We start from the raw sequence: 21,028 nt of genomic DNA, 5'->3' as shown, positions 1-21,028 counted from the left end.
CAACTTATTGTAAATACGGGAGAAAACGCGATACAGACAACAGCCTGATTGCTGTGACCATGTTACTGCTTCCCGTTGTCTGAAAATAAAGATTGTTGCTGAGGTTCTTCAACCGTTGCCTGCCCGCCATCCTCGGGCTGTTGTTGCCGCAATGCCATGGCTTTACGTTTCTGGCAGGCTTTAATCACGGTTCGTCTGGCGGCGTCATTTATCTGCAGCCAGTGAAAACGCTCGTCGCGGGTACGGTAACACCCCAGACAATAGCCTTTCGGACCGGCCTGACAAACACCAATACAGGGACTGGGTACAGCAAAAATTTCCATCTGATCAGGATGGTTCGATTTTACTGCCATGAAGCCCCCGTTTGCCAGGTGTGCAACCCCATACGGCCGCACCGTTATTCCAGGCAGTTAGTGTAGACGCTATGCCGTGTGCACCGCAATCTGAACATCGTATCAGTTAGTCGGTTAAGGTATATTCTATAGTTGAAACAACCCTGACTTTTTTGATGTGCGGTTGATGCGCATCCCGTGGCGTAATGGTGAACTGCCCCTGATTAGCCCGCTTAATTTTACCTATCCGGCTTTGAGAATCCCGGGCGAACTTCTCAGCCACTTCCCTGGCATTTACTGTTGCCTCTTCAATCATGTCAGGCTTCACCTCATTCAACCGGCTGAAACCATATTGAGGCTGAGCATCCCACTGCTGATTAGAAAACACGATACCTTGTTTAACGAGATCAGAAATATCGGGCATGGCTTTTCTTACCACTTCTACATCGGTTGAGTACACGGTTACGGTCTGGCTGGCACTGTACCTGAATTCCACCCTGTTATCGCCGCCGTACTGTTGCGCAAGCTTATCGGTGATCACCGGCTGATTAAAGCTGATGTCGTCAGCGCTAATGCCGCTGGTTGTAAGGAATGCGGTAATTTTATCTGAATGGCTTTCCAGCGTGTCATAGAGTGCTGAGAGATCATTGCCGGCTTCAGTAAACTGTATCGGCCAGATCACCTGGTCTGCCGGATATTCCCGTTCTGACAACCCCTTCACGGTAACAACTCTGTCCCAGGTTTTAAAATCCACCAGCGCCGTTGCCAGCTGGCCTCCCAGCACGGCAAATGCGATAACCAGTCCTGTGCCAATAATAGCGGCAGCTGCTTTACTCATAATTTTCCTTTTTCTTGTCTGGCGTTGATTTATCAATGCTCTGAGGATACGTAATGAAAAAGGCATTACTACGATCAAATTGTGATGAATTGTGTCTTTGACATAAAAAAGCCGCCCGGGGAGGGCGGCAAAAGGAGTCCCACGTCGGGTCTAAGCTGTGTGGGACTGCGCCTGAGACGTTAAGGCGGGTGCCGGTTTGCGGTTCCGGCGTAGCAGGTAATAAAATACAGGTGTTAATACCAATCCGAAGAAGGTAACACCAATCATGCCTGAGAATACCGCTACGCCCATGGCCTGACGCATTTCTGCACCGGCTCCGGTCGAAATTACCATGGGCAACACACCCATAATAAAGGCAATGGATGTCATCAGAATGGGGCGCAAACGCAGGCGACATGCCTCTTTTACTGCTTCCAGCGCAGTGTGCCCTTCCTCTTCCAGTTCTTTAGCAAATTCAACAATCAGAATGGCATTCTTCGTGGCCAGACCAAACAACACAATGAGCCCGATTTGGGTGAAGATGTTGTTGTCTCCGCCGTAAATGCCCACACCGATTAACGCGCTGAGCAAAGTCATAGGCACGATAAGGATAATGGCCAGTGGTAGCGACAAACTTTCATATTGTGCAGCCAGTACCAGAAACACCAGCAACACCACCAGCGGGAATACATACATTGACGCATCACCGGCCAGAATTTGCTGATAGGTTAATTCTGTCCACTCATACGTCATGCCAATCGGCAGGGTTTCATCAAGGATTTTCTCGATAGCGACCTTCGCCTCATCACTGCTGAAACCTGGCATAGGGGCACCGTTGATTTCAGCGGTAACGTAGCCGTTGTAGTGCATAACCCGGTCCGGTCCCGCGGTATGATTGATGTCTAAAAACGCGCCTAACGGAATCATTTCGCCCTGCGCATTGCGCACTTTAAACTGACGGATCTGTTCTGCATCCTGACGGAACTGAGAGTCAGCCTGCACATTCACCTGATAGGTGCGTCCGAACAGGTTGAAATCATTCACATACACCGATCCTAAATAGGCTTGTAAGGTGTCAAACAACGTATCAATGTTCACGCCCATTCCTATGGCTTTGGTGCGGTCCACGTCCACATCCAGTTGCGGCACGCTCACGCGGTAACTGCTGAATGTGTCGGTGAGTACCGGGTCTGCCCAGGCTTTCTGCACCACTTGCTGCGTGACTTCATTTAAGGTTTCAAAACCCAGATTACCGCGATCCTGCAACTGCAGACGGAAACCGCCGATTGTGCCTAAGCCCAGCACAGGCGGAGGCGGAAACACGGCGACATACGCTTCTTTAATTGCTGCAAACTTCTGGTTTAACTGCGCGGCAATTGCACCGGCAGTGAGCCCCTTCCCTTCTCTGTCAGCGAAAGGCTTTAACGGGAAGAACACTACACCGGAACTGGGGCTGTTGGTAAACCCGTTAATATTCAACCCCGGGAATGCCACGACATCAGACACGCCGTCCTGCTGCAACGCAATCGCGGACATCTGACGTACCACGTCTTCCGTTCTGTCCAGTGAAGACGCGTCAGGCAACTGGGCAAACGCAACCAGATACATTTTGTCCTGAGCCGGCACATAACCGGTAGGCGTACTGCTGAACTGCTGCCATGTGAGTGCCAGTAATCCTGCATACAGCACTATGATGATGCCGGATTTACGAATGAGAGAACCCACACCGGCAGTGTACGCTTTAGCGCCACGGTCAAAGAACTGGTTAAACGGATTAAACAACCATCCGCCCAGCGCCTTATCCATGCCTCTGGTGAGCCAGTCTTTGGGTGCATCATGAGACTTTAACAACAAGGCCGATAATGCAGGGCTCAGCGTCAGCGAGTTGATGGCTGAAATCACCGTTGAAATGGTAATTGTCAGGGCGAACTGACGATAAAACTGGCCGGTGAGTCCGGACATAAATGCCGTAGGAATGAACACCGCTGCCAGTACCATGGTGGTGGCAATAATAGGCCCTGTCACTTCTTTCATGGCGATGGTTGTGGCTTCTACAGGCGAATGCCCGGCAGCGATATTCCGCTCGACGTTTTCAACCACAACGATGGCATCATCCACCACGATACCGATAGCTAACACCAGTCCGAACAGGGATAACGCATTTAATGAAAAGCCCATGAGCTGCATAAATGCAAACGTACCTACCAGAGATACAGGCACAGCAACCAGCGGAATGATGGATGCGCGCCAGGTTTGCAGGAACAGCACAACAACTAATACAACCAGTAATACGGCTTCGAACAGAGTATTCACTACGGCTTTAATGGAACCGCGCACAAAGACTGTGGGGTCATACACAATGTCGTAGTCCAGTCCTTCCGGAAAGGCTTTTGACAATTCAGCCATGGTAGCGCGCACATCATCACTGACTTGAATCGCATTAGAACCGGGCGCCTGGAAAATAGGTAACGCAGCGGCCGGACGATTATTCAGTAACGAACGTAAGGTGTAGTAATCCGCTCCCAGCTCAATACGGGCCACATCTTTTAACCGTGAAATCTCACCGGACTCGCCGGTTTTAATGATGATGTCACCAAATTCGCGTTCATCCAGTAAACGACCGCGAACGTTGATGAGTAACTGAAACTCGCTGCCACCGGCTGGCTGGGCACCAAGACTACCTGCGGCTGCCTGCTGGTTTTGTGCCTGAATAGCGGAAATCACATCACCGGCATTCATGCCAAGTGCGGCCACTTTATTCGGATCCAGCCAGACTCTCATGGAGTATTCGCCGGCACCGAATAAGCGCACTTCGCCCACACCATTAATACGGTTCAGTTCATCTTTGACATTTTGCTCAGCATAGTTCGACAAATACAGCATGTCATAACGGCTATCCGGCGATGTTAAATGCACAACCATGGTCAGGTTCGGCGAAGACTTCTCGGTCACCACACCCAGTCTCTGCACTTCCTGCGGCAGACGTGGCAAAGCGCGGTTAACCCGGTTTTGCACCAGTGTTGTAGCAGCATCCGGATCGGTACCGATTGCAAAAGTAATGGTCAGTGTCATTCTGCCATCAGAGTTAGCCTGAGAAGACATATACAGCATATCCTCTACCCCGTTGATTTCCTGTTCTAACGGACTGGCTACGGTTTCTGCAATGATTTTAGGGTTGGCCCCCGGGTAATTAGCAGTGACCACCACGGTAGGCGGCACCACTTCGGGATATTCCGTTATGGGCAATTGCCACACGGCAATGGCACCGCCGATAAAGATCAGCAGTGACAACACCCCGGCAAATATAGGCCTGTGTATAAAAAACGTAGACAGATTCATTAACGACTTCCTTCAGGCGCATTCGCAGGTGATGCATTTGCGGCCAGGTCACTGTTCTGATTTATATTTTGCTGCCAAACCTGCAACTGCTCGAAGGCTTCGCTGCTGTGCATAGATACTTCCGTAGGAGCAATAGTGGCACCGGGGCGGACGCGCTGCAGGCCGTTCACGACAATTTTGTCTGAAGGGAATAACCCGTCATCGATAAAGCGGAGCGCACCGACTTTGTCGCCTAGCGTCACAGCGCGGTAAGCCAGAACATTGTTTTCATCGACAACCAGAACAAACTTGTTGTTGAGATCGGTACCGATGGCCGTTTCATCAATTAAAATACGATCGCGGGATTCACCGCTGGCAAGACGCAGGTGAGCAAATAATCCCGGTACCAGCCGGCCGTCAGTATTATCAAACACCGCCCGCACTTTGATTGTGCCGGTATTCGGGTTGACCTGGTTATCAACAAAGTCCAGTTGGCCCCAATGCTCAAATTTCTCAGAGTTACTTAGTTGCATAGCCACGGTCAGTTGATCAAGTGGCTGAGACACTTCAGAAGGCGCAGAGGTATATGCAAGATAAGTACTTTCATCAACATCAAAGTAGGCGTAAAGGCGGTCGACTGAAACAATGCTGGTCAGTACGCTTTGACCGGCGGTGACATAGTTACCGGCAGTAATATTGGCACGGGAAACACGACCTGAAATAGGCGCTTCAACACGGGCAAAACCCCGGTTTAACTGCGCTAAATCTAATGCAGCACGGGTTGAAGACACGCTGGCTTCAGCCTGTTCAACTGCAGCCTGACGGGCATCAGCAATTTCTTTCGAAATTGCATTGGTGCGGCGCAATGACGCAGCCCGCTCTAAGTCCTGCTTAGCTAAACGTAAGCGGCTTTGTGCATCTTCTAGCTGGGCAGATAAGCGGTCGACTTCAGCTTTGAACGCGCGGTTATCAATAAGAAACAGGGTTTGTCCCTGTTCAACCCATTCACCTTCTTCAAAGGCAACAAAGTCAATGTAGCCTGATACCCGCGGGCGCAGAGAAACTGTTTGCGGCGATTCAAGGCGACCGGTAAAAGTATCCCATTGAGCGATTTCCTGATGAATAACAGGCGCAATATCAACAGGAATGGCAGGCGGAGCTGTGCTGGCAGCAGCCTGATTAGCCGGGTTTGTTTCTTCTCCGCCACAAGCGGTTAACAGAATGGTGACCCATAATGCTAAAGAGAATTTTATTAATGCAGACATGGTTGGCGATCTCGTTGAGTGTGGATGCTGCGCATTATGCACACCGCGAATCAATAAAAATAATTATCTTTCTATATACAACACATCATTCCATGTAATATATTTATCGAAGGTTCACCGGAGTGCTGCTATGCGAACACAAGACTTAAATTTACTGATGATTTTCGATGCCATCATGACTGAAGGGGCTATTACCCGCGCCGCTGACAGACTGGCAATGACACAGCCGGCTGTCTCCAATGCCCTGTCCCGTATGCGTTCGGCCTGGGGTGATGAGTTATTTGTTAAAGACGGCAGAGGTATACAACCGACTTCTTTTGCCCGCAACTTATGGACACAGATTCAGGGGCCGCTGAGTCAGCTTGAAACCGCCGTGAACCCTACCGTGTTTGATCCGGCCACATCGCAACGTACGTTTCGTATTGCTGCCACTGATACATTGGTAAAAATGATATGGGGTCCGCTCCGCCAAATCATCGAGCGGGAAGCGCCGGGTATTAATATTTTCGCGATTCCGAACCCGAACAGTGACAGTGAGAAAATATTAACTGACGCAGAGGCCGAACTCTCTGTGTGTAAGTACACAGCACCGAATTCAGTTATCCGTTCAGAGTTTCTGTTTGAGCCTAAATATGTGGTTGTTATGCGCCCTGAGCACCCGCTGGCGAAAGAACGGTTAACGCTGGAAGAATTTGTCAATGCACAACACTTGTTAGTGTCTATTACCGGCGATACCACCGGTCCCACAGACCAGGTACTGAATAATTTAGGGTTGAGCCGCCGGATCGCCATGACGGTGAACGATTTTCACAATGTGCCGCCGTTACTTGAGCAGTCCGATCTTATCTGTGTGGCGCCGTCATTAGTGGTAGAGCACGATATTTTTGCCGGCCGCCTGGCCGTATTCGAAACACCGGTGGAAATTATGCCAACGCCTGTGTCTTTGTTATGGCATAAACGTCAGGACGTGGACCAGGGTCTGCAATGGTTGCGTCGTCATGTTGTCCGTATTATCCACGAACGCTGTGCACAACATGAAGCCAGATTGAGCCAGTGTTGCCGCAAAGGATATTGCCCGGAGACAGTAAAATCGATGAAAGCCCGTCAGTCAGACAAGCAGTGTGAAGGCGGATTAACAGTGACACCTAAACCGGTAAAATCAGTGGGCTCACCTTCCAAAGCCACCATGAGCAAATAGTTCGGGACTTAAAACGTCAGTCGTAAAAACAAAAAACGAGGCAGTTGCCTCGTTTTTTTATTCAGCTGTTAAACAACTTACTTTTTCTTCGCCTTAGGGTTAGGCAGGTCAGTGATGCTGCCTTCGAAGATTTCACACGCCAGACCGATTGACTCGTTCAGCGTCGGGTGAGCGTGGATAGTCAGACCTACGTCTTCTGCATCAGCACCCATTTCGATAGCCAGACCGATTTCGCCCAGCATTTCACCGGCGTTGGTACCAACCATTGCACCACCGATAACACGTGCAGTGTCTTTATCGAAAATCATCTTGGTCATACCGTTAGTTGCGTCAGACGCGATTGCACGACCAGAAGCTGCCCACGGGAATGTTGCAGTTTCGTAGTTAATGCCCTGTTCTTTCGCTTCTTTCTCAGTCAGACCAACCCAGGCAACTTCCGGCTCAGTGTAAGCAACTGAAGGAATGCAACGTGGGTCGAAGTAATGCTTCTTACCTGCAATAACTTCAGCAGCAACATGACCTTCATGAACCGCTTTGTGCGCCAACATAGGCTGACCAACGAGGTCACCGATTGCGAAGATATGGTCAACGTTAGTTTTCATTTGCTTGTCTACGTTGATGAAACCACGCTCATCAACAGTAACGCCAGCCGCATCAGCACCGATCAGTTTACCGTTAGGACGACGGCCAACCGCTACCAGCACTTTGTCGTAGCGAACTGCTTCTGAAGGTGCATTCTTACCTTCAAACGTTACATACAAGCCGTCATCTTTTGCTTCAACCGCGGTCACTTTGGTTTCCAGCATGATGTTGAACTTGTCTTTATAGTCTTTCATGAAGACTTTCATGATGTCTTTGTCAGCAGCAGGGATTAACTGGTCAAGGAATTCAACCACGTCAATTTTCGCACCCAGTGCTTCGTAAACTGTACCCATTTCCAGACCGATGATACCACCGCCCAGTACCAGCATTTTTTCCGGAATATCTTTCATTTCCAGTGCGCCGGTTGAGTCGATTACGCGATCGTCTTCAGGGATGAAAGGCAGAGATACCGGCTCTGAACCGGCAGCGATGATCGCTTTCTCAAAAGAGATAGTCGTTTTGCCGTCTTTGCCTTCTACTTCCAGGGTGTTCGCACCGGTAAACTTACCGTAACCCTGAACGTGTTTAACTTTACGCATTTTAGACATACCAGCCAGACCTTTTGTCAGCTGACCAACAACACCGTCTTTGTACTCACGGATTTTGTCTAAATCGATTTTTGGCTCACCAAAGGTTACGCCGTGCGCAGACAAATGCTTGGCTTCTTTGATCACTTTAGCGACGTGCAGCAGGGCTTTTGAAGGGATACAGCCTACGTTCAAACATACCCCACCCAGTGTTTCACGGGCGTCTACGATGACGGTTTCGATACCTAAATCGGCTGCGCGGAAAGCGGCTGAGTAACCGCCGGGGCCTGCACCCAATACGACTAATTGCGTTTTAATTTCGCTCATTGTGACCTCAAATCTGTCCAAATATTTGATAAATATGCGTTACGGATTGTAACTAGGGCTTGCGAGCCCTGTAAAGCCAACTTGGCTTTATGATCATAAAAATCACAAAGGGGAGGTAATCAACCCTCCCCTTCACTCATTTTCTAAAGCAACATCTGGCGCATGTCTTCCAGAACTGCTTTTAAGTGTACAGCAAAGCGTGCTGCCACCGCGCCGTCAATAACACGATGGTCGTATGACAATGACAGCGGCACCATCAGACGAGGCTCAAACTCTTTACCATTCCACTTCGGTTTAATATCACTCTTCGATACGCCAAGGATGGCTACGTCAGGTGCATTAACGATTGGCGTGAATGCTGTACCACCAATGCCACCAAGGCTTGAAATGGTGAAGCAGCTACCTTGCATGTCAGCAGCTTTCAGCTTACCGTCACGGGCTTTCACACTGATTTCCATCAACTCTTTGGAAATCTCCATGATGCCTTTCTTGTCAACATCACGGACAACCGGCACAACCAGGCCTCCCGGCGTGTCTACTGCTATACCGATATGGTAGTATTTTTTCTGAATTAAAGACTCACCGTCCGCAGAAAGTGAAGTATTAAATACAGGATACGCTTTCAGTGCGTCGGCTACCGCTTTCATCATGAACACAAGCGGCGTAATTTTCACACCCAGCTTGCGCTTGTCAGCGATAACGTTCTGCTGCTTACGGAAATCTTCCAGATCAGTAATATCCGCTTCTTCGAACTGCGTAACGTGTGGGATGGTTACCCAGTTACGGTGCAGGTTCGGACCGGAGATTTTCTGAATACGGGTTAACGGCTTCTCTTCAATTTCACCAAACTTGGAGAAATCAACTTTAGGCTGTGCGATAACCTGTAAGCCACCACCTGTGTTGCCAGACGCTACGGCACCGGCTGTCGCTTTCGGACGGGCCAGTTCATGCTTCACGTAAGACTGGATGTCTTCTTTCAGAATACGGCCTTTACGCCCTGTTGCGTCAACCTGCGTCAGATCAACACCAAATTCACGGGCCAGACGACGTACAGAAGGAGACGCATGCACTTTACCGGTCTTAGGCTTGTTGCCTGCAGACGGATGGTGCGGAACCGGCGGCGCTTTCTGCTGAGGCGCTTGCGCGGCAGGAGCCGGCGCTGCTGCAGGCTTGCTTTCCGCTTTAGGTGCAGCAGGTTTCGCCGCGCCCTTCACTTTCAGCATAATAACCGGTGTACCCTGAGACGCTTTGTCACCCTGCTTGATAAGCAGTTTGGTAACGGTACCGGCTTTAGGTGCAGGCACATCCATGGTCGCTTTGTCAGTTTCCAGCGTGATAAGGCCATCTTCCGCTTCCACGGTATCGCCTTCAGCAACCAGAATTTCGATAACGTCTACATCAGTATCGCCACCGATATCAGGTACCTGAACTTCAATTTCTTCTTCCGCAGCTTCTTCTGCAGGCGCTTCTTCAGCGGCCGGCGCAGATTCTGCTGCTGGTGCCGGCGCTTCCGCCGGAGCTGATTCCTGTGCAGGCGCAGCAGCTTCGCCACCACCGACTTCCAGAGTCAGAACCAGAGAACCTTCAGACACCTTGTCACCTTCTTTTACTTTCAGGCTAACCACTTTACCCGCCTGCGGCGAAGGTACGTCCATGGTTGCTTTGTCAGTTTCAAGAGTGATCAGGCCGTCTTCCGCTTCCACGGTATCGCCTTCAGCTACCAGAATTTCGATTACGTCTACGTCAGCAGCGTCACCGATATCCGGTACCGTTACTTCAATCACAGACGTGCTGCCAGAAGCAGCCGGCGCTGCTTCCTGCTTAGGCGCTTCTTCTTTTGGTGCTTCTGCTTTCGGCGCTTCAGCAGGCTTTTCTTCAGCCGCAGGTGCGCTATCTGCGTCACCCGCTACTTCCAGTTTCGCCAGTAAATCGCCTTCAGAAATTTTATCGCCAACTTTTACAGTCAGCTCAGATACCTTACCGGCAAACGGTACAGGGATATCCATGCTGGCTTTGTCGCTTTCTACCGTAACCAGTGCATCTTCCGCTTCTACGGAGTCACCCACTGCTACGCAAATTTCGATTACTTCTACCGAATCTTCACCCAGATCCGGTACCAGTACGTCTTTAATATCTGCCATGTTCGTTAGTCTCCCTTAGCTTATGCGTAAAGTGGGTTAACTTTCTCAGCATCAATACCCAGATCCGTCATTGCTTTAGACAGCGTCTTGGCATCAACAGAACCTGCCTTGTACAGTTCGTACAGCGCAGCGTAAGTCACGTATGCAGCGTCAACTTCGAAGTGACGACGCAGGTTCGCGCGGCTGTCAGAACGACCGAAACCATCAGTACCCAGTACACGGTAAGCGCCCGGTACGAAATCACGTACCTGCTCGCCGTAGTTCTTGATGTAGTCAGTTGCAGTGATAGTCGGGCCATCGTTACCTTCGCTGAGTACTTCAGTGATGTAAGGTACTTTCGCTGTCGCTTCAGGGTGCAGCATGTTGTGACGGTCACAATCCTGACCATCGCGTGCCAGTTCGTTGAACGACGTTACGCTGTAAACTTCTGCTTCTACGCCGTAGTCAGACGCCAGTTTCGCAGCAGCTTCACGCACTTGCTCAAGAATGGTACCGGAGCTCAGCAGTTTCACTTTCTTATCGCTGCTGCCCACAGTATCCAGCTTGTAGATACCTTTAACGATACCTTCTTCAACGCCCTTAGGCATTTCAGGCTGCTTGTAGTTTTCGTTCATGACTGTCAGGTAGTAGAACACGTCTTCCTGATCTTCCAGCATGCGACGTAAACCGTCTTGTACGATAACAGCAACTTCGTAACCGTAAGTCGGGTCGTAGCTCACACAGTTCGGGATTAATGCCGCCTGAGTATGAGAGTGACCGTCCTGGTGCTGCAGACCTTCGCCGTTCAGCGTTGTACGACCAGCAGTACCACCAACCAAGAAACCACGGGTACGTGAATCACCGGCTGCCCAGGCCAGGTCGCCAACACGTTGGAATCCAAACATTGAGTAGTAGATGTAGAACGGAACCATTGGGAGATCGTTGGTGCTGTAAGACGTACCCGCTGCTAACCACGATGCCATCGCTCCCAGTTCGTTGATACCTTCCTGCAGTACCTGACCTTTCTTGTCTTCACGGTAATAAGCAACCTGATCAGAATCCTGTGGCTCGTATTTCTGACCTTGTGAAGAGTAGATACCTACCTGACGGAAAAGACCTTCCATACCAAACGTACGGGCTTCATCAGGGATGATAGGTACGATACGCTTACCGATTTGCTTGTCTTTAAGCAGCGCAGTCAGTACACGTACAAACGCCATAGTAGTAGAGATTTCACGGTCACCGGAACCTTTAGTGATAGCGTCGAACGCTTTCAGAGCAGGCGCTGGCAGATCTTCAGTTGCTTTAGCGCGACGAACCGGCATGTAGCCATGCAGGGCTTCACGACGGGCGCGCAGATATTTCATCTCTTCGCTGTCTTCGTCGAACTTGTAGTAAGGCAGATCAGCTAATGCTTCGTCAGATACAGGAATGTTGAAACGATCGCGATACTGCTTAACCGCTTCTTTGTCCATTTTCTTAACCTGGTGGGCAATGTTCTTACCTTCACCGGATGCGCCCATGCCGTAACCTTTAACGGTTTTAGCAAGGATTACCTGTGGACGACCTTTAGTCTTCGTTGCGCGATCGTATGCTGCATAAACTTTAACCGGATCGTGACCACCACGGTTCAGACGCCAGATGTCTTCATCTGACATGTTAGAAACCATTTCTTTCAGTTCAGGGTACTTACCGAAGAACTTCTCACGGGTATACGCGCCGCCTTTGGCTTTACAGTTCTGGTATTCACCGTCGATAGTTTCGTTCATCAGGTCAAGCAGCTTGCCTGAAGTATCGCGGGCTAAAAGTGGATCCCAGTAGCGACCCCAAATAACTTTGATCACTTCCCAGCCTGCGCCGCGGAATGTACCTTCCAGTTCCTGAATAATTTTTGCGTTGCCACGTACAGGGCCGTCAAGACGCTGCAGGTTACAGTTGATAACGAAAGTCAGGTTGTCCAGGCCTTCGCGGGCAGCCAGACCGATAGCACCCAGGCTTTCCGGCTCATCACACTCACCGTCACCCATGTAGCACCATACGCGCTGTTCTGAACAGTCTTTGATACCACGGTCAGTCAGGTACTTGAGGAATCGTGCCAGATAGATGGCCTGCATCGGACCTAAGCCCATAGATACAGTGGGGAACTGCCAGAAGTCAGGCATTAATTTAGGGTGCGGGTAAGAAGACAGACCTTTGCCGTCTACTTCCTGACGGAAACCGTCCAGTTGTTCTTCGGTCAGACGACCTTCAATGTATGCACGGCTGTAGATACCGGGTGCCACGTGGCCCTGATAGAATACGAAGTCGCCGCCATCTTTTTCATTTGGTGCGCGGTAGAAGTGGTTGAAACCCACATCGTACAGCATTGCAGAAGATGCAAAGCTTGAAATGTGACCACCCAGCTCTAAGTCTTTCTTAGAACCGCGCAGAACCATCATCAGGGCATTCCAACGCAACGCGTTACGGATTTTACCTTCAATAGTCTGGTCACCCGGCATGGTGGGTTCTTGTCCGGGAGGAATGGTGTTGATATATGCCGTCGTTGCATCGTACGGCAAGTGGGCACCATTTCTGCGTGCTTTCTCAATCAGTGATTCTAATAAAAAGTGGGCTCTTTCAACGCCATCTTCTTCTAAAACTGACTCTAACGACTCCAGCCATTCTTGTGTTTCTTGCGGATCCACATCTTGGTGCATCATTTCAGTCATGGTGCCATCCTATTGTTGCTGATATTGAAAACCATCCTTGCCGGCAAAACCGGAGGATGGAAAGACTAAAACCAGGTTGTACGTTACGTAGGCCTTACCGGCTTACTGTTTTTCTTTTCTTACCTGTTACAAACCGGCAAGGTATTACTAAGGCAGTGCCTTAAATCTCCAGGCGTCTTAACGCGCGTTGCACTCGGCTGTCACGCTGGTTAATCGCCAGAAGCGTTTTCTCAATTAACGCAAGGTGGGCGTTACACGCCTGTCTTGCTGCTTCCGGGTCACGGGATGCGATAGCAGCCAGAATTTCCTTACGCTGACGTCTGACTTCGGCGTTAATGTCTATTTCATCATTCTGATGTAAGGCAAACATTTCGAAGTTACGTTCAATATTCTCGACCAGCATGGTCTGCATGGTGCTCATTACATGTAACAACACCATGTTATGGGAGGCGCGCGCCATCACCATATAAAATTCACCGACCGCTTCTGCCAGAGCACGTTTACTTTCCCCCGGAGCGGGTACCGGCAAGTTGTCCAGCGCGGCCTGCAGTGCCTGATAATCTTCAGGCTGGCCCCGCAGCGCTGCGTAATAGGCAGCCATACCTTCCAGCGCATGACGAAATTCAAGTAAATCGAACTGCGTTTCCGGACGACGACTGATAAGCGCCATTAACGGGTCGGTCATTGCCGCATTGAGGTTACGGCTGACAAAGGTGCCGCCTCCCTGCTTGCGCTCAACCAGACCACGGGCCTGCAGGTTGCCAATTGCTTCACGGAGCGAAGGACGGGAAACATCAAACTGGGTTGCCAGTTCGCGTTCAGGAGGTAACTGTTGTCCGGCCAGCAGTGTGCCATCAAGAATCATTGATTCGAGCTGTTCAGTGATGACATCTGATAATTTTTTCCGACCGTGGCGCATACCTGTGCGGTTCCTCGCTTATGAAAAGGGGCGGCCATAATGTAAACAAAGTTACTTGCCACCCACTCATTGGTCATACCATTTTACCTATCTAGTTTAGGGCAGATCGAAATGGAGGTAAATAGTCACCCATCGAAAGTAACTTACATTTAACCTTTTAGACGAGCTAGATATTGAAATTGTTGAAATTTTTTTACAACATCATCTGGTCTGATGAGCGAAACATGTTGTTTTTCTGTTCAAATCCGGTTGATTTAACGTGCTTTAAGCTTCAGGCAACCCATCCGGTAATGGTGAGCACAGATGTGATCACCAGAATAAAAATGATATTCCTTTTTGCCAGTTTTACGCCTGCCTGAACGTGCGCACACGCAGCCATTCTGCTACATGTAGCACTGTCTCCGGCTTCAATAATTTCAGCCTGACGGGCTACAGACCAGAGTACAGCAGGCGTGCCTTCAGACACATTTGTCAGTTTCTCAAGCCAGACGGATGTGGCGCGGGAGAAATGCCCCACCACCAAAAATCCCAATGTCACCGCACGGGCTGGTAACCATTCCAGTGCGAACAGCAACTGCCCTGTGGTCAGCGCTGCCTCCATGTTATTACCGCGGTAATAATGGTGAGCTTCACGGACAAGCATATAGAACAATGCGCCCGGTGCGCCGAAGAATATGAAGAACAACATTACCGCGCCGTAATAGCGGAAGTTTGCCAGCAAAAGTAACTGCTGCATGCGTGTGCCGTCGTCCGGCTCCGGTTCATTGTCTTCTTTACCCAGCAACCCGAGATGTAGTTCTTTTTCATACAAATCACAAGCTTCTCTGTCTTCCCGCTGGGCAGCCTGAAGCCAGGACTTATAAATCCGGCGAAAATTCGTACACCCTAATGCGAGGAACAGCACCGCCGTCTGAACGATAAATGTCAGAAAGCCACCGAATATGTAAGTTTCTGTCAGCCCTAGAAGCACCGCCGGTATAAGAAGGTAGAGCCAGATTTTGCGGGATGCTTGTGTATCGTCGCCGCTTATCCCCATCTTTCGCAAACAGAAGTTAACAAAGACCGGTGACTGCCAGTAGCGGTTCCGCAAGAACATTCTGTCAAACGCCAGCGCTAATAGAAGACTTATCAAAATCACGTCATTATTCCTTTATGCCCGGGTCCGGTGACCCGTTATCACTCAAACAATACTAACTAACGTTACTGTTGCTTTGTCGCTTCAAACGACAAGCCTGTACGCAACCGGCACCAGTCAAAATACTCACCGGGATCGGTTTTACGGCCGGGTGCAATATCACTGTGTCCGGTAATTCTGCCAATGGTGATGGCCGGATGGGTGTCGATAATAAACTGTGTCACCCGTTGTAAGGCCTGATATTGCTCTGCAGTGAAAGGTTCATTATCACAACCTTCCATTTCAATACCGATGGCGTAATCGTTACATTTATTACGCCCCTGAAAAACAGAAAGCCCGGCATGCCAGGCTCTTGCCGACAGCGGCACAAACTGTTCAACCTGCCCGTCACGGTAAATCACACAATGAGCAGATACCTTTACGTTTTTAAGATCGCTATATGAAGGATGTGCATTGATATCAATGGTACCGGTGAACAACCGGCGGATGTCACCTGTACCGTACAGTCCGGCAGGTAATGAAATATTATGGATGACAAGCAATGAAATGCAGGCATCTTCCGGCCGCTCATCATAGAACGGTGACGGTGTGTACTGACTGTCGGGGATAAAATCCATGGTCGCACAGAAAATTTCAGGTCATGCCTAAGTTTGACATCTGCTATTGCCATACTCAAGAATAACCCTACATATAACTTTCAAAGTTAGACACTTATATATAGCCGGGGGAACGGTGAGCAGTGAACATAATGCCGGAAAGTGGATGTACATACTGGCCTGGATTTGCGGGCTGGGCTTGCTGACATTTGTTTTTGGTGACTTGCTTGACCGGCAGGAAAACCCGAATCGTGAACCGGAATCTGTACGCATTGATAATCAGACGGAAGTACGGCTGAAACAAAACCGCGCCGGTCATTACGTCACGGCGGGCACGATAAACGGCGTACTGGTTGAGTTTATGATCGATACCGGCGCAACGGATGTTGCCATTCCCGCACATCTGCAGGAAAGACTTGGCTTAATTCCTACGGGCAGTGCACTGGCACAAACCGCCAACGGTGTGGTTCGCGTTGCAAGAACTGAGTTAAACAGTGTGTCTATTGGCGATATTACTGTTTATAACGTACGTGCGAATCTCAACCCCGGTATGAATGGTGAACAAATTTTACTCGGAATGAGCGTTTTAAAGCAGCTTGAGTTTACTCAGCGCGGAGAATGGTTAATATTGCGTACACTTTAATATAAGCAGAGCGTAAGCATGACTATTCCTTCTCAAGCCGCGATCCGCCAGCAAGTCTCAGAAGCACTGGCTGAAGATCTGGGCGGCAGCTCCGACGCCGGTGCAGATATCACCGCAAACCTGATTGACGCATCCACACAGGCCACAGCCACTATCATTACCCGTGAGGATTGTATTGTTTGTGGTATGGCCTGGGTTGAAGCGGCATTCAACTTGATCGATCCACAAATAGATATCACGATCCATACACAAGACGGGCGTGCAGCCAAAGCTAATGACGTGCTGGTTTCACTGTCCGGTCCTGCCAGAGGCATTCTCACCGCCGAGCGCACTGCGCTGAATTTTCTGCAAACCCTTTCCGGTACGGCAACCGTTGCACATCACTATGCATCGCTGCTTGACGGCTATCCGACGAAAATACTGGATACCCGTAAAACACTGCCCGGACTACGCCTTGCCCAAAAATATGCCGTTGCCTGTGGCGGTGGTCAGAATCACCGGATCGGATTATTCGATGCCTTTCTGATCAAAGAGAATCATATTTTTGCCAGCGGATCGATTACGAATGCTGTGCAGATCGCAAAGCAAAATCACCCGGACAAACCGGTGGAAGTGGAAGTGGAAAGCCTTGATGAGCTTGAGCAGGCGCTGAATGCAGGTGCAGATATCATCATGCTTGATAACTTTACCAACGATCAGATCCAAAGCGCAGTCGACATCACAAAAGGCCGGAGTAAACTCGAAGTGTCTGGCAATATTACGGAAGAAAGATTGCAATCTTTAGGAAAATTAGGGGTTGACTTCATATCTTCAGGGGCATTAACGAAACACGTTCAGGCTATCGATCTGTCGCTTCGTGTCGCTATGAAAGGATAAAATTCACTTACAAATCAAAAGAGTGGATACATTCCTGTTATCCCCTAAAGGTATTCACTCTCATCCCCTCACTGCTGTAGAACCTATTCATATGTATATTTCTGAATACTTGTCAGTTGGCTTGCTCCGCCTATACTGAGCATCAAGTACCGGGGACGTTGAAAAGGACGACTCGGGTATAAATCGTAACTTTGAATGAAAGATTTAATTTAGCGCATTATACGCAAACCCGGAGATATACCATGAAAAATGTTAACGCTCAAAACCAAAAAGGTTTCACTCTAATCGAACTGATGATCGTTGTTGCTATCATCGGTATCCTGGCAGCAGTTGCTTTGCCAGCGTATCAGAACTACACGAAGAAAGCGAAGTTCTCTGAAGTAGTTGCTGCGACACAAGCCCTGAAAACAGCTATTGAAGTATGTGCACAGACTGAAGGCTCTATTACCGCATGTACACAAGGCACTAAAGGCGTACCGGCAGACGTTTCAACAACAGTGGGCAACGTTGCTTCAATCGCGTGGGACGCTTCTGCTGGCGCCCGCACAATTACAGCAACTGCAGTTAGCACTAACGGTTTAGGTGGTGAGACCTACATCCTGACTGGTACGTACAACAACGGTCAAATTACTTGGCAGAAATCAGGTACTTGTTCCTCGAATTCACCAGCAATCTGTTAATCCAAAGATTCAGCTAGCCCGGTCATTGACCGGGCATTTCCGTTTTCACTACCGGCGACTGGATGAGATATGGCAAAGGCAGCAGTAGTTTTTACCTGGCAGGGCAAGGATAAGCGCGGCAGCAATCAGAAAGGTGAAATTTCCGCGATGAATATCACGGAAGCGAAGAACCTGCTGCGTCGTCAGGGTATCTCTGCCCACAAAGTCAAAAAACAGGCAAAGCCCCTGTTTGGCGGAGACAAAAAGATCACCGCTCAGGATATTTGTGTTATATCCCGACAAATAGCTACCATGCTGGCAGCCGGCGTCACCCTTATTCAATCATTGGATATGATCGCATCCGGCCACGATAAAGCCTCCATGCGCAAATTACTTGGCGAAATTTCAACAGAAGTTAAAGCCGGTAATCCTTTGTCATCCGCGTTACGGAAACATCCTCTTTATTTTGACGATTTGTACTGTGATCTGGTGAAAACCGGTGAACAATCCGGTGCCCTGGAAACCATTTATGATCGGATCGCTACTTATAAAGAGAAAGCTGAAGCACTTAAGGCTAAAATCAAAAAGGCGATGTTTTATCCCATCGCCGTTCTTGTTGTCGCGTTTATCGTAACAACAATCCTTTTGGTATTCGTGGTTCCCCAGTTCGAAGAAATTTTCAGTAGTTTCGGGGCTGAGTTGCCGGCGTTCACCCAGTTTGTGCTGGCAATATCGCGATTTGTTCAGGATTATGGCATTTTTATCGGGATGGGCATTGCCGGTGCTATCTTCTTATTTATCCGGGCCTTAAGAAAGTCTAAAGGGTTGCAGGATAAAATGGATGCACTAACACTGAAAATTCCGGTAGTGGGTGAAATCCTGAAAAAAGCGGCGGTTGCCCGCTTTACCCGCACCCTGTCAACAACCTTTTCTGCCGGTGTTCCGTTAATCGGTGCACTGGATTCTGCTGCCGGTGCATCGGGAAATGCCGTGTACCGGGAAGCTATATTGTTCATTAAGAAAGAAGTGGCGGGTGGTCTGCAAATGAACACCGCCATGCGGGCCACTAACGTGTTTCCCGACATGGTGTCACAAATGGTGGCTATTGGTGAAGAATCCGGTTCCGTAGATGAAATGCTGGCAAAAATTGCTACGATTTATGAAGCGGAAGTAGATAATATGGTGGACGGTTTAACCAGCTTGCTGGAACCACTGATTATGGCAGTGCTCGGGGTGATTATCGGTGGTCTGATTGTAGCCATGTACCTGCCTATCTTCCAGATGGGTAACGTGGTGTAACAAATTTGAGCAACCGGTTCAGGTTGCGCACCCAAAACTAATTATTCATTGAGACAGGACTGCTTTTCGGGCAGTCTTGTTGTATCAGAACACGATAAAAATAAAGCGCTTATATGGACGCCATCATTTCATTAATGCAGCAGAGTCTGCCGGTGTTTCTCACCACCATCTTCATTTTCAGTTTGCTGGTTGGCAGTTTTTTAAACGTTGTCATCTACCGTCTTCCTATCATGATGGAGCGAAGCTGGAAAGCGGAATACCAAAGTTACTTTCACGAAAATGAACAGCCCGCAGAGCAGGAACCTTTTAATCTGGTAAAACCGGACAGCACCTGCCCGCACTGTCATCACAAAATCCGGGCATGGGAAAACATTCCTGTGATCAGCTATCTGATGCTGGGCGGAAAATGTGCGGGGTGTAAGGCTGGTATTTCAATCCGTTATCCGCTAGTAGAACTGTTCACCGCGCTGGTATGTACTTTTACAGCCTGGCATTTCGGTGCCACAGCGCAGGGCATCTGGGCGGTATTGGTAGTCTTTATTCTTATTGCGCTGCTCTTTATCGACCTTGATAAAATGCTGCTGCCGGATCAACTAACACTGCCATTGCTTTGGCTGGGCCTGATCTTAAGTACTCAATCTGTTTTTGCCGGTCCGGTGGATGCCATTATTGGTGCTGCTGCTGGCTATTTAAGTTTATGGTCTGTCTACTGGCTGTTTAAATTGCTCACCGGGAAGGAAGGAATGGGGTACGGCGATTTTAAATTGCTTGCCGCATTAGGCGCCTTTACCGGATGGCAAGGTCTGCCCATTATAATCCTGCTTTCCTCCGTGGTGGGAGCCGTGGCGGGTATTACACTGATGATTGTGCAGCGCTCCGGTAAATCTCTTGCGATCCCCTTCGGTCCGTATCTCGCCGTCGCCGGTTATCTCACATTATTGTACAAGGCAGAGATCATAGATGGTTATCTTGCCTGGGTGATGGGTGCATGAGCCATCCTTACGTTGCAGGATTAACCGGCGGGATCGGCAGCGGCAAGTCTGCCGTCAGTGATTTATTTGCGAAGCTCGGCATAACCATTGTCGATGCTGACGTAGTTGCCCGTCAGGTGGTTGAACCCGGTACGCCGGCGCTTGCGAAAATCGCCGGTCATTTTGGCCGTGACATTTTACAAAAAGACGGCAGTTTGAACCGCGCCGCGTTGCGTAAACAGGTATTCGCTGATGAAACGGCAAAACAGTGGCTTAACGCCCAGCTCCATCCGGCAATCAGGGAAGAAATGCGAAAGCAGCTTGAAGCAGCCACCAGCCCCTACGTGATTTTTTCGGTGCCTCTGCTCATAGAAAACGGACTTGATGCAATGGCAGATACTGTGATTGTGGTTGACTGTGAGGAAGACACTCAACTTACGCGGGCACTTAAGCGGGATGGCAGTGACGAGACAACTATCCGCGGGATCATGGCATCTCAGGCCAGCCGTCATGACCGGCTGGCTAAGGCCAGTCATATTATAGATAACAACGGTGCGCTTGAACTTTTACCCGCTCAGGTTGAACAATTACATCAAATATTACTGAAAGCAGCAGAGAAATCCCCCCGGTAGCTGAACGGCTGTTTTTTCCTTAGGGCTTGATATTTTGGCACTTT

Annotated in this window: 17 protein-coding genes; 7 read left to right on the top strand and 10 right to left on the bottom strand. The window is 49.4% G+C overall.

Features of this window, described 5'->3' with window-relative positions; all coding sequences use genetic code 11:
* Window positions 1–62: 62 nt before the first annotated feature.
* From ACXAGR_RS01630 to ACXAGR_RS01615, 4 genes are all read right to left on the bottom strand, one after another.
* A complete protein-coding gene (locus tag ACXAGR_RS01630) occupies window positions 63–353 on the bottom strand; it encodes a DUF1289 domain-containing protein (RefSeq protein ID WP_474847723.1) in 291 nt (96 codons plus the stop codon).
* A 106-nt stretch (window positions 354–459) separates the two neighbouring features.
* The gene (locus ACXAGR_RS01625; RefSeq protein WP_474847721.1) at window positions 460–1,170 is read right to left on the bottom strand and encodes an SIMPL domain-containing protein; all 711 of its coding nucleotides are present in this window, start codon (window positions 1,168–1,170) and stop codon (window positions 460–462) included.
* 150 nt (window positions 1,171–1,320) lie between these two features.
* Window positions 1,321–4,488, bottom strand: coding sequence for an efflux RND transporter permease subunit (locus ACXAGR_RS01620; RefSeq protein ID WP_474847719.1), 3,168 nt, complete (start codon window positions 4,486–4,488; stop codon window positions 1,321–1,323).
* Entirely contained in the window at window positions 4,488–5,732 is a 1,245-nt protein-coding gene (locus ACXAGR_RS01615; RefSeq protein WP_474847717.1) for an efflux RND transporter periplasmic adaptor subunit, read from the bottom strand. The genes ACXAGR_RS01620 and ACXAGR_RS01615 overlap by 1 nt, the downstream gene beginning before the upstream one ends.
* A gap of 130 nt (window positions 5,733–5,862) precedes the next feature.
* Here ACXAGR_RS01615 and ACXAGR_RS01610 point away from each other — a divergent pair, with 130 nt between their 5' ends.
* Window positions 5,863–6,930, top strand: a complete 1,068-nt coding sequence (locus ACXAGR_RS01610; RefSeq protein ID WP_303572906.1) for a LysR family transcriptional regulator — start codon at window positions 5,863–5,865, stop codon at window positions 6,928–6,930.
* 77 nt (window positions 6,931–7,007) lie between these two features.
* On the opposite strand, the gene lpdA is transcribed toward ACXAGR_RS01610, so the two are convergent.
* The 6 genes from lpdA to ampD all read right to left on the bottom strand — a co-directional run bounded on the left by lpdA (window position 7,008) and on the right by ampD (window position 15,925).
* Complete coding sequence (lpdA, locus tag ACXAGR_RS01605) at window positions 7,008–8,426, bottom strand: dihydrolipoyl dehydrogenase (RefSeq protein WP_474842882.1); 1,419 nt, start codon at window positions 8,424–8,426, stop codon at window positions 7,008–7,010.
* A gap of 143 nt (window positions 8,427–8,569) precedes the next feature.
* Window positions 8,570–10,567: a pyruvate dehydrogenase complex dihydrolipoyllysine-residue acetyltransferase gene (gene aceF, locus ACXAGR_RS01600; RefSeq protein WP_474847715.1), complete on the bottom strand. Its 1,998-nt coding sequence runs from the start codon at window positions 10,565–10,567 to the stop codon at window positions 8,570–8,572.
* 20 nt (window positions 10,568–10,587) lie between these two features.
* On the bottom strand, window positions 10,588–13,254 hold the full coding sequence (aceE, locus tag ACXAGR_RS01595) for a pyruvate dehydrogenase (acetyl-transferring), homodimeric type (protein WP_474842886.1): 2,667 nt from the start codon (window positions 13,252–13,254) through the stop codon (window positions 10,588–10,590).
* Window positions 13,255–13,414: 160 nt separating this feature from the next.
* Window positions 13,415–14,173, bottom strand: coding sequence for a GntR family transcriptional regulator (locus ACXAGR_RS01590; RefSeq protein ID WP_119502156.1), 759 nt, complete (start codon window positions 14,171–14,173; stop codon window positions 13,415–13,417).
* Window positions 14,174–14,444: 271 nt separating this feature from the next.
* Window positions 14,445–15,311, bottom strand: coding sequence for a regulatory signaling modulator protein AmpE (ampE, locus tag ACXAGR_RS01585; RefSeq protein WP_474847713.1), 867 nt, complete (start codon window positions 15,309–15,311; stop codon window positions 14,445–14,447).
* Window positions 15,312–15,373: 62 nt separating this feature from the next.
* On the bottom strand, window positions 15,374–15,925 hold the full coding sequence (gene ampD, locus ACXAGR_RS01580) for a 1,6-anhydro-N-acetylmuramyl-L-alanine amidase AmpD (protein WP_474847711.1): 552 nt from the start codon (window positions 15,923–15,925) through the stop codon (window positions 15,374–15,376).
* Window positions 15,926–16,070: 145 nt separating this feature from the next.
* On the opposite strand from ampD, the gene ACXAGR_RS01575 reads away from it, so the two are divergent.
* The 6 genes from ACXAGR_RS01575 (at window position 16,071) to coaE (ending at window position 20,984) form a co-directional block, all read left to right on the top strand.
* Window positions 16,071–16,547, top strand: coding sequence for a retropepsin-like aspartic protease family protein (locus ACXAGR_RS01575; RefSeq protein WP_474848104.1), 477 nt, complete (start codon window positions 16,071–16,073; stop codon window positions 16,545–16,547).
* An 18-nt stretch (window positions 16,548–16,565) separates the two neighbouring features.
* Window positions 16,566–17,423, top strand: a complete 858-nt coding sequence (gene nadC / locus ACXAGR_RS01570) for a carboxylating nicotinate-nucleotide diphosphorylase (protein ID WP_474847709.1) — start codon at window positions 16,566–16,568, stop codon at window positions 17,421–17,423.
* A 242-nt stretch (window positions 17,424–17,665) separates the two neighbouring features.
* Entirely contained in the window at window positions 17,666–18,103 is a 438-nt protein-coding gene (locus tag ACXAGR_RS01565; RefSeq protein WP_474847707.1) for a pilin, read from the top strand.
* Between the two features lie 69 nt (window positions 18,104–18,172).
* Window positions 18,173–19,381, top strand: coding sequence for a type II secretion system F family protein (locus tag ACXAGR_RS01560; RefSeq protein WP_349588395.1), 1,209 nt, complete (start codon window positions 18,173–18,175; stop codon window positions 19,379–19,381).
* Window positions 19,382–19,494: 113 nt separating this feature from the next.
* Window positions 19,495–20,373 (top strand): prepilin peptidase, encoded by an 879-nt coding sequence (locus ACXAGR_RS01555; RefSeq protein ID WP_474847705.1) that lies wholly within the window; start codon window positions 19,495–19,497, stop codon window positions 20,371–20,373.
* A complete protein-coding gene (coaE, locus tag ACXAGR_RS01550; RefSeq protein ID WP_474847703.1) occupies window positions 20,370–20,984 on the top strand; it encodes a dephospho-CoA kinase in 615 nt (204 codons plus the stop codon). Before ACXAGR_RS01555 ends, coaE begins: the two co-directional genes overlap by 4 nt.
* Window positions 20,985–21,028: the final 44 nt, after the last annotated feature.

The sequence above is a fragment of the Alteromonas sp. ABH4_457 genome (genome assembly GCF_056160625.1).
The sequence above is the reverse complement of the archived record's forward strand: the minus strand, read 5'-3'. Positions and strand labels throughout refer to the sequence as shown.